General features: G+C 57.5%; 11 protein-coding genes. 8 read left to right on the forward strand and 3 right to left on the reverse strand.

Going from position 1 to position 12,395, the window contains the following annotated elements:
* Positions 1 to 4: 4 nt before the first annotated feature.
* Positions 5 to 766, reverse strand: a complete 762-nt coding sequence (locus ACJ8QF_RS13765; RefSeq protein ID WP_004930705.1) for a YciK family oxidoreductase — start codon at positions 764 to 766, stop codon at positions 5 to 7.
* 359 nt (positions 767 to 1,125) lie between these two features.
* On the opposite strand from ACJ8QF_RS13765, the gene sohB reads away from it, so the two are divergent.
* Positions 1,126 to 2,172, forward strand: a complete 1,047-nt coding sequence (gene sohB / locus ACJ8QF_RS13770; RefSeq protein WP_004930703.1) for a protease SohB — start codon at positions 1,126 to 1,128, stop codon at positions 2,170 to 2,172.
* Between the two features lie 51 nt (positions 2,173 to 2,223).
* On the opposite strand, the gene ACJ8QF_RS13775 is transcribed toward sohB, so the two are convergent.
* Positions 2,224 to 2,475 (reverse strand): YciN family protein, encoded by a 252-nt coding sequence (locus ACJ8QF_RS13775; protein WP_004930700.1) that lies wholly within the window; start codon positions 2,473 to 2,475, stop codon positions 2,224 to 2,226.
* 427 nt (positions 2,476 to 2,902) lie between these two features.
* Here ACJ8QF_RS13775 and topA point away from each other — a divergent pair, with 427 nt between their 5' ends.
* From topA to acnA, 6 genes are all read left to right on the forward strand, one after another.
* A complete protein-coding gene (topA, locus tag ACJ8QF_RS13780) occupies positions 2,903 to 5,500 on the forward strand; it encodes a type I DNA topoisomerase (RefSeq protein WP_004930691.1) in 2,598 nt (865 codons plus the stop codon).
* A 5-nt stretch (positions 5,501 to 5,505) separates the two neighbouring features.
* Positions 5,506 to 5,640: a hypothetical protein gene (locus ACJ8QF_RS13785; protein WP_257214265.1), complete on the forward strand. Its 135-nt coding sequence runs from the start codon at positions 5,506 to 5,508 to the stop codon at positions 5,638 to 5,640.
* A gap of 221 nt (positions 5,641 to 5,861) precedes the next feature.
* Positions 5,862 to 6,836 (forward strand): HTH-type transcriptional regulator CysB, encoded by a 975-nt coding sequence (gene cysB / locus ACJ8QF_RS13790; RefSeq protein ID WP_004930690.1) that lies wholly within the window; start codon positions 5,862 to 5,864, stop codon positions 6,834 to 6,836.
* Between the two features lie 181 nt (positions 6,837 to 7,017).
* Positions 7,018 to 7,554, forward strand: coding sequence for a DUF2778 domain-containing protein (locus ACJ8QF_RS13795; RefSeq protein WP_442537585.1), 537 nt, complete (start codon positions 7,018 to 7,020; stop codon positions 7,552 to 7,554).
* Positions 7,551 to 7,787 (forward strand): hypothetical protein, encoded by a 237-nt coding sequence (locus tag ACJ8QF_RS13800; RefSeq protein ID WP_004930684.1) that lies wholly within the window; start codon positions 7,551 to 7,553, stop codon positions 7,785 to 7,787. The genes ACJ8QF_RS13795 and ACJ8QF_RS13800 overlap by 4 nt, the downstream gene beginning before the upstream one ends.
* A gap of 223 nt (positions 7,788 to 8,010) precedes the next feature.
* Positions 8,011 to 10,683, forward strand: coding sequence for an aconitate hydratase AcnA (gene acnA / locus ACJ8QF_RS13805; RefSeq protein WP_004930681.1), 2,673 nt, complete (start codon positions 8,011 to 8,013; stop codon positions 10,681 to 10,683).
* 56 nt (positions 10,684 to 10,739) lie between these two features.
* Here the strand turns inward: acnA and ribA are convergent, their stop codons facing one another.
* Positions 10,740 to 11,333, reverse strand: a complete 594-nt coding sequence (gene ribA, locus ACJ8QF_RS13810; RefSeq protein WP_004930678.1) for a GTP cyclohydrolase II — start codon at positions 11,331 to 11,333, stop codon at positions 10,740 to 10,742.
* A gap of 279 nt (positions 11,334 to 11,612) precedes the next feature.
* Here ribA and pgpB point away from each other — a divergent pair, with 279 nt between their 5' ends.
* Entirely contained in the window at positions 11,613 to 12,374 is a 762-nt protein-coding gene (gene pgpB, locus ACJ8QF_RS13815) for a phosphatidylglycerophosphatase B (protein ID WP_004930675.1), read from the forward strand.
* The last annotated feature ends 21 nt before the right edge of the window (positions 12,375 to 12,395 follow it).

Below are 12,395 nucleotides of genomic sequence, written 5' to 3' on the forward strand. Positions count from 1 at the left end.
CTGATTATTCGGCTGCGCCGGGTTTGCGGTTCGGCTGCGCGTCGAAGCTCATGCCGGTTTTGCGGCGGCTGTCTTCGCCCATCAAATACAGATACAGCGGCATGATATCGGCCGGGGTTTTCAGCTTGTTCTTGTCTTCGTGCGGGAAGGCAGATGCGCGCATTTTGGTGCGAGTGCCGCCCGGATTGATGCAGTTCACCCGCAGATTGCGGTTTTTGTACTCGTCGGCCAACACCTGCATCATGCCCTCGGTGGCGAACTTCGACACCGCATAGGCACCCCAGTCTGCGCGGCCGGTACGCCCGACGCTGGAGCTGGTGAACACCAGCGACCCGGCGTGGGATTTCAGCAGCAGCGGCAGCAGCGCCTGAGTCAGCATAAAGGTGGCGTTGACGTTAACCTGCATCACTTCTTGCCACATGGTCATCGACAGGTCGGCCATCGGCGCGATGTCGCCGAGCAGGCCGGCGTTGTGCAGCACGCCGTCAAGGCGGGGGATCTGGCGCGCCAGATCGTCGGCTATCTGCCGGCATTGCTCCTGAGTGGCGTGCAGCAAGTCCAGCGTCACCACCAGGGCCGGGGCACCGCCCTGGGCTGCGATCTCTTGTTGTACCGCCAGCAGTTTGCTCTCGGTGCGCCCCAGCAGCACCAACTGGGCGCCGAAGCGCGCGTAGGTCAGCGCCGCTTCACGGCCGATGCCGTCGCCGGCGCCGGTGACCAAAATGATACGTTGTTCGAGCAGATCTTGTTTGGGTTGGTAATGCACGATAAATCCTCGCCTGGGTGGCTGTTCTCCCGCAGATATCGGGGAGCAAGGGTGAAACGCGCGGCCGGGGCGGGAGCGAAGGCTCGACCGTCTGCGGGCCGCGCAGCGAATCCGTCTCATCATATTGATGAATAATGGGTGTTATATGCCTTAATCCGCGGGCATTTTCAATGCGTAGCAGGCTGAAATGGCATTCTTTTGTAACAAAAGCGCGGCGGTGGCGGCTTGGTTCGGCCGTAAATCGTCCCCATAGTGATGCTCTGTGCGCAATGAATTTTCATTTAGCCGCGACAGCAGCCGCTGCGGTTGGCTAAAATGGAAATAAGCATACTAACAACCTGTAAATAAAGGCGGAATCTGTGGAGTTTATATCTGTTTATGGCCTGTTTCTGGCCAAGGTCGCCACGGTGGTGCTCGCCATCGCCGCGTTGGCCATCCTGGCGGTCAGTTTGGGGCAACGCAAGAGCCGCCAGAAAGGGGAGCTGCAGCTGACCGATCTCGGCGAACAGTATCGCGAGATGCAGCGCGATATGCGCCTGGCGCGCATGGATGCCGCCGAGCAGAAGGTTTGGCTGAAACAGTTCAAAAAGCAGACCAAATCTGATGACAAATTGAAGAAACAGCGCGCCAAGTCCGGCGCGGTGGAAGTGGCCAAGCCGTGTCTGTATGTGCTGGACTTCAAGGGCAGCATGGACGCGCACGAGGTCACCTCGCTGCGCGAAGAGATCTCGGCGGTGTTGGCGGTGGCGTCGGCGCAGGATGAAGTTCTGTTGCGCCTGGAAAGCCCAGGCGGGGTGGTGCACGGCTACGGCCTGGCGGCTTCGCAGTTGGAGCGCCTGCGCAAAGGCGGCATTCGTCTGACGGTCGCGGTGGATAAAGTGGCGGCCAGCGGCGGCTACATGATGGCTTGCGTTGCGGATCGCATCGTGGCGGCGCCGTTCGCCATTATCGGTTCCATCGGCGTGGTGGCGCAGATCCCGAACTTCCACCGTCTGTTGAAAAAGAACGATATCGACGTGGAGTTGCACACCGCCGGGCAATTTAAACGCACGCTGACGCTGTTTGGCGAAAACACCGAACAAGGGCGCGAGAAGTTCCGAGAAGATCTGAACGAAACGCACGAGCTGTTCAAGCGCTTTGTGCATGAGCAGCGCCCGTCGCTCGACATCGACAGCGTCGCCACCGGTGAGCACTGGTTCGGTTCACAGGCGAAAGAGAAGGGCCTGATCGACGCCATCGGCACCAGCGATGATTTGCTGATCGCCGAGCTGGATAACCACGAAGTGATCGCCGTGCGCTATACGCGCCGCAAACGCCTGATGGATCGCTTCACCGGCAGCGCGGCGGAAAGCGTCGATCGTTTGCTGCTGCGCTGGTGGCAGCGTGGGGAAAAGCCGTTGTTGTAACGGCAACGAGAGCGGGAATCAACGGGGGCCAGGCGCCCCCGTTTTCTTGTCTTAATCGACCAGGTGGTATTTTTCCGAAAGCAGGTGAGCCAAATGTTTAAACATATTAAATACCGCGGTGGTTTTGGCGGTGGGCAATCCATCGGCATCCAAAAAGTATTCGCCGCGAAAAACTAAAACGCCGCTTTTTTGTTCAACGTCGGTGGCGATCATGCCGTGCAGATAATCTTCGTGTTGGCGGATGATGTTATTTGCTTCCGCCAGCAGGGCCTCGCGGCCGATAGGTGCAGTATTCGTGCGCATTTATTAGACTCCAAACTAAAAACTCTGCGCATATTCTAACGCCGGTTCGCTTTTATCCGCAAACCGACTAAGGTTTATTTGCCGTCTGGATGGCCATGGGCGGCCGCCGGTTGGCGAAATCGGACTTTCCATGCTAATTAGGTTGCGTGACGCTTTTTATCAGGTACAGTGTGGGATTTTGCGGCGTCGGGTGGAAGGTTTTGTTTACGCCATGAATAAAACTCACACAGCCATACTTCTGGGGCATGGGTGAATAGCAGGCAGGATCAACAACTTGCGTTCAGGTTGAGCAGTTGGGCAACCAAAAGAAAAAAATCTGTTGATCTCTTGCCAGACTGCCGCAATATAAAAAAAGAGACACGAATTGCCGCGGCACGGCGAGATAAAAGACTTCTTTTTAGAAGAAATAAATTAGGTAAAGGTAAATATGGGTAAAGCTCTCGTAATAGTTGAGTCCCCGGCAAAAGCCAAAACTATTAATAAATATTTAGGAAGTGACTACGTGGTGAAGTCCAGCGTCGGTCACATCCGTGATTTGCCGACCAGTGGCTCAGCCAGCAAAAAGAGCGCTGACTCAACCGAAGACAAAGCCAAGAAAAAAGTTAAAAAAGATGAGAAGGCGGCGCTGGTAAATCGCATGGGCGTCGACCCTTACCACGGCTGGAAAGCGCATTATGAAATCCTGCCGGGTAAAGAAAAAGTGGTCGCCGAGTTAAAATCGTTGGCGGAAAACGCCGACCACATTTATCTCGCAACCGACCTTGACCGCGAAGGGGAGGCCATCGCCTGGCACCTGCGGGAAGTGATCGGTGGCGATGACAAACGCTTTAGCCGCGTGGTGTTTAACGAAATCACCAAAAACGCGATCCAACAGGCGTTCAAACAGCCGGGCGAGCTGAACATTGATCGCGTCAACGCGCAGCAGGCGCGCCGGTTTATGGACCGCGTGGTGGGTTATATGGTCTCGCCGCTGCTGTGGAAGAAAATCGCCCGCGGCCTGTCCGCCGGCCGTGTGCAGTCGGTGGCGGTGCGTCTGGTGGTTGAGCGCGAACGCGACATCAAGGCGTTCGTGCCGGAAGAGTACTGGGAGCTGCATGCCGATCTGCTGGCGAAGGGTGAAACCGCGCTGCAGATGGAAGTGACCCACGCGCACGATAAACCGTTCAAGCCGGTCAACCGCGAGCAGACGCACGCCGCGGTCAAGTTGCTGGAAAAAGCCCGCTACACGGTGCTGGATCGCGAAGACAAACCGACCAGCAGCAAGCCGGGCGCGCCTTTCATTACCTCCACGCTGCAACAGGCCGCCAGCACCCGCCTGAGCTTCGGCGTGAAGAAAACCATGATGATGGCGCAACGGCTGTATGAAGCCGGCCACATCACCTATATGCGTACCGATTCCACCAACCTGAGCCAGGATGCGCTCAACATGGTGCGTGGCTATATCGGCGACAACTTCGGCGATAAATACCTGCCGAAGGCGCCGAATCAGTACAGCAGCAAAGAGAATTCGCAGGAAGCGCACGAAGCGATCCGTCCTTCGGACGTGAACGTGCTCGCCGAGCAGCTCAAAGACATGGAAGCGGACGCGCAGAAGCTGTATCAGCTGATCTGGCGCCAGTTCGTTGCCTGTCAGATGACGCCGGCGCAATACGATTCCACTACGCTGACGGTGAAAGCCGGCGATTATCAGCTGCGCGCCAAGGGCCGTACGCTGCGCTTTGATGGCTGGACCAAGGTGATGCCGGCGTTGCGCAAGGGCGATGAAGATCGCACCCTGCCATACGTCGAAATCGGCAGCGAGCTGGATCTGCAGAAACTGATCCCGAGCCAGCACTTCACCAAGCCGCCGGCGCGCTACAGCGAAGCCTCGCTGGTGAAAGAGCTGGAAAAACGCGGCATCGGCCGCCCGTCCACCTACGCCTCCATCATCTCGACCATTCAGGATCGCGGTTACGTGCGGGTGGAAAGCCGCCGCTTCTATGCCGAGAAAATGGGTGAGATCGTCACCGATCGTCTGGAAGAAAATTTCCGCGAGCTGATGAACTATGATTTCACCGCGCGCATGGAAGACGGCCTCGATGAGGTCGCCAACAACCAGGCCGAGTGGAAAGCGGTACTGGACGAGTTCTTTGTCGATTTCAGCGAGCAGCTGGAAACGGCGGAGAAGGATCCGGAAGAAGGCGGCATGCGGCCTAACCAGATGGTGATGACCAGCATCGACTGCCCGACCTGCGGCCGCAAGATGGGCATCCGTACCGCCAGCACCGGCGTGTTCCTCGGCTGTTCCGGCTACGCGCTGCCGCCGAAGGAACGTTGCAAAACCACCATCAACCTGGTGCCGGAAGCGGAAGTGCTCAACATCCTCGAAGGCGACGACGCGGAAACCAACGCGTTGCGCGCCCGCCGCCGCTGCCAGAAATGCGGTACGGCGATGGACAGCTATCTGATCGACAACCAGCGTAAGCTGCACGTCTGCGGTAACAACCCGGCGTGTGACGGCTATGAGATCGAAGAGGGCGAGTTCCGCCTGAAAGGCTATGACGGCCCGGTGGTGGAGTGCGACAAGTGCGGTTCGGAAATGCACCTGAAAATGGGGCGTTTCGGCAAGTACATGGGCTGCACCAACGAGAACTGCAAAAACACCCGCAAGATCCTGCGTAACGGCGATGTCGCGCCGCCGAAGGAAGATCCGGTGCCGTTGCCGGAGCTGCCGTGCGAGAAGTCCGACGCCTATTTCGTGCTGCGTGACGGCGCTGCCGGCGTGTTCCTGGCGGCCAACACCTTCCCTAAATCGCGCGAGACCCGCGCGCCGCTGGTGGAAGAGCTGGCTCGCTTCAAGGATCGTCTGCCGGAGAAACTGCGCTATCTGGCCGATGCGCCGGTGGCGGATGCCGAAGGCAACAAAACGCTGGTGCGTTTCAGCCGCAAAACCAAGCAGCAGTACGTCTCCTCTGAAAAAGACGGCAAGGCGACCGGTTGGTCTGCGTTCTACGTGGACGGCAAGTGGGTTGAAGGCAAGAAATAAGGGCGATGTCCTGCCTGCAAGATGAAAAACCAGCCCCGGCGGCTGGTTTTTTTATTGGTGAAAAGGGGCAAACGGATCTATCCTTTGCTGTTTTTATCCCTCCGACATCGCCGTTTCACGTTGATACCAATGCAAAATAATCGTTATCATAGTGTGACGCGGATCTATACTTGAAGCTGCATCGTGGTATAGTGGTTATATAAAAAGTTTTTTTATTATTAAAGCTTATTAACAACGGCGTTTTCTTCACCATCAGGGTAGAACACGGGGTTTATGGCTTGTGAGTTTCAGCATACCGGGGCGACACCGATATACCTGGCTGCGGGTAAGCCGCAGTGTTTAACCTAGGATGGTATAAGATATGAAATTGCAGCAGCTTCGTTACATTGTGGAAGTGGTTAACCACAACCTGAATGTCTCCTCGACGGCAGAAGGGCTCTATACCTCTCAACCCGGCATCAGCAAACAGGTGCGCATGCTCGAAGATGAGCTGGGCATCCAGATTTTCGCCCGCAGCGGCAAGCACCTGACCCAGGTCACCCCCGCCGGCCAGGAAATCATTCGCATCGCGCGTGAAGTGTTGTCCAAAGTAGACGCCATCAAAGCCGTTGCCGGTGAACACACCTACCCGGACAAAGGCTCGCTGTACGTCGCCACCACGCATACCCAGGCTCGCTACGCCTTGCCAAACGTGATCAAGGGCTTTATCGAGCGTTACCCGCGCGTCTCGCTGCACATGCATCAGGGCTCGCCGACGCAGATCGCCGAAGCGGTCTCCAAGGGCACCGCCGATTTTGCCATCGCCACCGAGGCGCTGCACCTGTACGACGATCTCATCATGTTGCCGTGCTACCACTGGAACCGTGCGGTGGTGGTGAAGCCCGATCATCCTTTGGCGGGCAAAAGCAGCATCAGCATTGAAGAGCTGGCGGCTTACCCCATCGTCACTTACACCTTCGGCTTTACCGGCCGCTCGGAGCTGGACACCGCCTTCAACCGCGCCGGCCTGACGCCGCGCATCGTCTTCACCGCCACCGACGCTGACGTCATCAAAACCTATGTGCGTCTGGGATTGGGGGTGGGGGTGATCGCCAGCATGGCGGTGGATCCGGTGCAGGATCCGGATCTGGTGACGGTGGATGCGCGCGATATCTTCACCTACAGCACCACCAAAATCGGCTTCCGCCGCAGCACCTTCCTGCGCAGCTACATGTACGACTTCATTCAGCGCTTCGCGCCGCACCTGACGCGCGACGTGGTCGACAGCGCGGTGGCGCTGCGCTCCAACGAAGAAATCGAAGCGATGTTCAAGGACATCAAGCTGCCGATTAAGTAACCATCGACGATATCAAATCAAACCCGGTTAGGCGGCTGCCTAACCGGGTTTTTTAGCCCGGAAACCCGCACCTTCCTTGTTTCTCAGGATCATCCTGAAAAGCTGCCGTCCTCTTTTCAACCCGTTAGCCTCTAAGTAGACTGCAAAACGTTCAGATAATTGAATAAGGAAATTCAACGTTATGCAGATATGCAGGCTTAACTACGCTGATTTATCAAGTGATGGCAAGATAGTGAAATTTCGGTGCTATGGAGTGGGGACATTCGACGTGTTATCGGGTATCGAGCATTACATTAACAACCCAAACTGTTCGGATCGTGAGAAGGCTGCCATTCCTCCAGGAACATACTGGATCGTCGACAGACCAAAGGGCAGTATCGCAAATCAAATTCGCTCTGAGTTGGTTGACCTGTATCATCTCTACAAGAATCGCCACTCTGAGTGGTTTGGTCTCTTCAGCAATGAAACGATGAGTGACTACCTCGTCGTAAATGGCGCCATTCGAAACAGTTTTAGACTGCATCCACTCAACACAGATGGTACTGGTGTTTCTTGGGGATGCATTACTCTTTATCAGGCATCTGACTTTCAGATCCTTCGGGATGCGCTGCAAAGGCGTAGAAAGGTGAGAGTGCCTGGAGGTCGAGGGCTGATGGCGTACGGTCGTATAGATGTTCAAGGCAAGCCTGATTACAGTAAATGCGTGGTATCACAATGAAAAAAAGCCTCTGGATTGTTCTGTTCTTGTTGCTAACCCTTTTGTTGTTGCGCTACCTGCCAGACGGCATTTTCGACAGCTTCGTTTCCAACAACATAGAAATTAGCGGTGATGGTGAAATAGGGATGAATAATTTCGACTCGGCTGTCATTGCCATTAAATTGGGTGTCTCTGCCATCATTGCTGCAGTTGTGCTCACAGTCTGTCGCCGCCTGGTGCGCAAATCCCGCTAAAGCCGCGAGATTTTCCCTGCAAAAACGCCGCCTCGTTGCGGCGTTTTCGTTGACGTGTGGCCTAACCCCTTGGCTGCGCTCGCACTTCCTTCCTCTTGATTGTTCCCGCCTATCGTTGTGATCAAATCGTGTTGTTATCAAAACGTTAACTTATCTTTGTGGTATCTTTAAACAAGACCTCACTGATTACCCTGTTTTAATCACAATAAGAAATGGAGGAGCTATGTCGTCCGATCTTCGTGAAACAAGTCTGGATAAGCTGGTTGCGCTGAATAGCGAATATTACTACTACAGTCTGCCGCTGGCGGCGAAGCAGCTGGGTGATATCGACCGGTTGCCGAAATCAATGAAAGTGCTGTTGGAGAACCTGCTGCGCCATGTGGATGGCGATACCGTGCAGGTTGACGACCTCAAGGCCATCGTCGCCTGGTTGCAAACCGGCCATGCTGACCGTGAGATCGCCTACCGTCCGGCGCGCGTGCTGATGCAGGATTTTACCGGCGTGCCGGCGGTGGTGGATCTGGCGGCGATGCGCGAAGCGGTACGGCGACTGGGCGGCAATGTCGACCAGGTGAACCCGCTGTCGCCGGTGGATCTGGTGATTGACCACTCGGTCACCGTCGATGAATTTGGCGACGATAATGCCTTTGAAGACAACGTGCGCATCGAAATGCAGCGCAACCACGAGCGCTACACCTTTCTGCGCTGGGGGCAGAAGGCCTTCAACCGCTTCCGCGTGGTGCCGCCGGGCACCGGCATTTGTCACCAGGTTAACCTCGAATACCTTGGCCAAACGGTGTGGCACAGCGACGAAAGCGGCCGCCGCGTGGCCTATCCGGATACGCTGGTGGGCACCGATTCCCACACCACCATGATTAACGGCCTGGGCATCCTGGGCTGGGGCGTGGGCGGCATCGAAGCGGAAGCGGCGATGCTGGGCCAGCCGGTGTCGATGCTGATCCCGGACGTGGTCGGCTTCAAGCTGACCGGCAAGCTTCGCGAGGGCATTACCGCCACCGATCTGGTGCTGACCGTCACCCAAATGCTGCGCAAACACGGCGTGGTCGGCAAGTTCGTCGAGTTTTACGGCGATGGCCTGGCCGATCTGCCGCTGGCCGATCGGGCGACCATCGCCAACATGTCGCCGGAGTTCGGCGCTACCTGCGGCTTCTTCCCGGTAGATGACGTTACGCTCGGCTACATGAAGCTCAGCGGCCGCAGCGCCGAACAAATCGCGCTGGTGGAAGCTTACGCCAAGGCGCAGGGCATGTGGCGCAACCCGGGAGATGAGCCGGTATTCACCAGCTCGCTGGCGCTGGATATGTCGACGGTGGAGGCGAGCCTCGCCGGGCCGAAACGCCCGCAGGATCGCGTGGCGCTGCCGAATGTGCCGCAGGCGTTCAAGGCTGCTACCGAGCTGGATATCGGCGGTCACAAGGCCAAAACAGACAGCAAAACTTTTACGCTGGACGGGCAGCAGCACGAACTGCGCGACGGCGCAGTGGTGATCGCGGCGATCACCTCCTGCACCAACACCTCCAACCCGAGCGTGATGATGGCGGCCGGCCTGCTGGCGAAAAATGCCGTCAAGAAAGGGCTGCGCAGCAAACCCTGGGTAAAAACCTCGCTGGCGCCGGGTTCCAAAGTGGTGACCGACTACTTCGACAGCGCCAAACTCACCGCTTATCTGGAAGAGTTGGGGTTCAACCTGGTGGGGTATGGCTGTACCACCTGCATCGGTAACTCCGGCCCGCTGCCGGATCCGATCGAGCAGGCGATCAAAGAGGGCGATCTGACCGTGGGCGCGGTGCTGTCGGGCAACCGTAACTTCGAAGGGCGCATCCACCCGCTGGTGAAAACCAACTGGCTGGCCTCGCCGCCGCTGGTGGTAGCTTATGCGCTGGCGGGCAGCATGAAGATCGATCTGACCAAAGAGCCGCTGGGCGAGGGCAACGATGGCCAGCCGGTCTACCTGAAGGACATCTGGCCGAGCAGCCGGGACATCGCTCAGGCGGTGGAAGAAGTGCGCACCGAGATGTTCCACAAGGAGTACGGCGAAGTGTTCGACGGTGATGCCAACTGGCAGGCGATCCAGGTGACCGGTTCGGCGACCTATCAGTGGCAGGAGGATTCTACCTATATCCGCCATCCGCCGTTCTTCAGCACCATGAAGGTGAAGCCGGATCCGGTGCAGGACATCAAAGAGGCGCGCATTCTGGCGATTCTGGCCGACTCGGTGACCACCGATCACATCTCGCCGGCGGGTAACATCAAGCGCGACAGCCCGGCGGGGCGTTACCTGAGCGAGCATGGCGTAGCGCCGCAGGATTTCAACTCCTACGGTTCACGCCGTGGCAACCACGAAGTGATGATGCGCGGCACCTTCGCCAACATTCGCATCCGCAACGAAATGGTGCCGGGCGTGGAAGGCGGTTATACCCGCCATATTCCTTCGCAACAGCAGCTGTCTATCTACGACGCCGCCATGCAGTATCAGCAGGAGAAGGTGCCGCTGGCGGTGATCGCCGGTAAAGAGTACGGTTCCGGCTCCAGCCGCGACTGGGCGGCGAAGGGGCCGCGCCTGCTGGGCGTGCGGGTGGTGATTGCCGAATCCTTCGAGCGTATTCACCGCTCTAACCTGATCGGCATGGGGATTTTGCCGCTGGAGTTCCCGCAAGGGGTGACGCGTAAAACGCTGGGGCTGACCGGGGATGAGCAGATCAGCGTTGGCGGCCTGCAACAGCTGCAGCCGGGCCAGACGGTGCCGGTGCACATCACCTATGCCGACGGGCGCAAGGAAGTGGTCGACACCCGGTGCCGCATCGATACTGGCAATGAGCTGACTTACTACGAAAACGACGGCATCCTGCACTATGTGATCAGGAAAATGCTGTAATTAATCAATAAAAAGGGCGCCGTAAGGCGCCCTGATTGTTTCCGCGGCGGTGGCGATCACTTCTGGTCGAGCAAATGGCCCATTTTGGCGGCCTTGGTGGCCAGATAGCGTTCGTTCTTCGGATTGCGGCCGACGATCAACGGCACGCGTTCGCTGATGTTGATACCGGCTTCGGTCAGGATCTCGACCTTTTTCGGGTTGTTGGTCAGCAAACGCACCGCGTCGACGCCCAGCAGTTTGAACATGTCGGCACACAGGGTGAAGTCGCGCTCGTCGGCGGCGAAGCCGAGCTGGTGATTGGCTTCCACGGTGTCTGCGCCCTTATCCTGCAGGGCGTAGGCGCGGATCTTGTTCAACAGGCCGATATTGCGGCCCTCCTGGCGATGGTACAGCAGGATGCCGCGGCCTTCTTCCGCAATCTGCTCCAGTGCGGCTTCCAGTTGAAAACCACAGTCGCAGCGCAGGCTGAACAACGCGTCGCCGGTCAGGCATTCGGAATGCACGCGTGCGAGCACCGGCGCTTCGCCGGAAATATCACCGAATACCAGTGCCAGATGGTCATGTCCGGTCGCCAGTTCTTCGAATCCTACCATCAGGAAATCGCCCCAAGGTGTCGGCAGTTTAGCCTCTGCCACCCGTTTCAGCTGCATGTCACTCTCCACAAAAACCTACGATTCAATCATTGTCGCGCATCCTAAGTCCGGTTCAGTAAATTGACCAAGACTAAAACGTGCTACGCCGATCTCTATTTCGTTAATTATCGGCTATTTTGCCACAACTTCTTGCCGGGCGGTGCTCAGCAAACCAGCAGATGGCGTTTTCTGGCCACCTATTATTGCGATAGGTTTTCTATCTGTTTAATTTTTCGCGTGTTATCAATATTGCACTCTTGTTACACTGCAGCCTGATTCACGCAGAGGAAAACGGGAATGTATGAGATAGCAAAACGTACGGCGGGCGGCGCGCTGCTGCTGCTGTTGATGCCGCTGGTCGTATGGGCATCCGGCTGGCATTGGCAGCCCGGCGGCAATGATCGGCTGCTCAAAGCGCTGTTCTGGGTGACCGAAACCGTTACCTCGCCGTGGGGCATTCTGACCAGCGCTGTCCTTTGCGGTTGGTTTTTGTGGTGCCTGCGCTTTCGGCTGAAGGCGGCCATCGGTCTGGCGATCCTGCTTTCCGCCGCGTTGGTGATTGGGCAGGGGGTCAAGTCGTTGATCAAGGATCGGGTGCAAGAACCGCGGCCGTTTGTGGTATGGCTCGAGCAAACCCACGGCGTGGACGGAAAATATTTCTATTCGCTGCATCGCAAAGAGCGCAGCGCGCTGGTGCGCGAGCAACTGCAAGACCAGACGCTGGTGCCGAACTGGCTGCGCAAGCACTGGCAGTTTGAAACCGGCTTCGCTTTCCCGTCGGGGCATACGATGTTCGCCGCCACCTGGGCACTGTTGGGCGTAGGGCTGCTGTGGCCGCGCCGCCATTATAAAACCGTTGCGCTGCTGATGGTGTGGGCAACGGGGGTGATGGGCAGCCGTCTGCTGCTGGGCATGCACTGGCCGCGCGATCTGGCGATGGCTACGCTGATCAGTTGGCTGCTGGTGGTGGTCACCTGCTGGCTGGCGCAGCGCTGGTTCGGCCCGCTGACGCCGCCGCCACAAGAGCAGCAGGAAATCGCGGCGCGCAAGCCGGAATAAGCATTCTTCTCGCAGGCGCCA

The sequence above is a fragment of the Serratia sp. CY81684 genome, from assembly GCF_052166595.1.
GTDB classification, from domain to species: domain Bacteria; phylum Pseudomonadota; class Gammaproteobacteria; order Enterobacterales; family Enterobacteriaceae; genus Serratia; species Serratia nematodiphila.

Bases quoted from the DNA above. Each gene is read 5' to 3' on its own strand.
- acnA (WP_004930681.1), top strand. From the start codon at position 8,011: ATGTCGTCCGATCTTCGTGAAACAAGTCTGGATAAGCTGGTTGCGCTG.
- ACJ8QF_RS13775 (WP_004930700.1), bottom strand. From the start codon at position 2,475: ATGCGCACGAATACTGCACCTATCGGCCGCGAGGCCCTGCTGGCGGAA.
- ACJ8QF_RS13795 (WP_442537585.1), top strand. From the start codon at position 7,018: ATGCAGATATGCAGGCTTAACTACGCTGATTTATCAAGTGATGGCAAG.
- cysB (WP_004930690.1), top strand. From the start codon at position 5,862: ATGAAATTGCAGCAGCTTCGTTACATTGTGGAAGTGGTTAACCACAAC.
- ribA (WP_004930678.1), bottom strand. From the start codon at position 11,333: ATGCAGCTGAAACGGGTGGCAGAGGCTAAACTGCCGACACCTTGGGGC.
- ACJ8QF_RS13785 (WP_257214265.1), top strand. From the start codon at position 5,506: ATGTCCTGCCTGCAAGATGAAAAACCAGCCCCGGCGGCTGGTTTTTTT.
- pgpB (WP_004930675.1), top strand. From the start codon at position 11,613: ATGTATGAGATAGCAAAACGTACGGCGGGCGGCGCGCTGCTGCTGCTG.
- topA (WP_004930691.1), top strand. From the start codon at position 2,903: ATGGGTAAAGCTCTCGTAATAGTTGAGTCCCCGGCAAAAGCCAAAACT.
- ACJ8QF_RS13800 (WP_004930684.1), top strand. From the start codon at position 7,551: ATGAAAAAAAGCCTCTGGATTGTTCTGTTCTTGTTGCTAACCCTTTTG.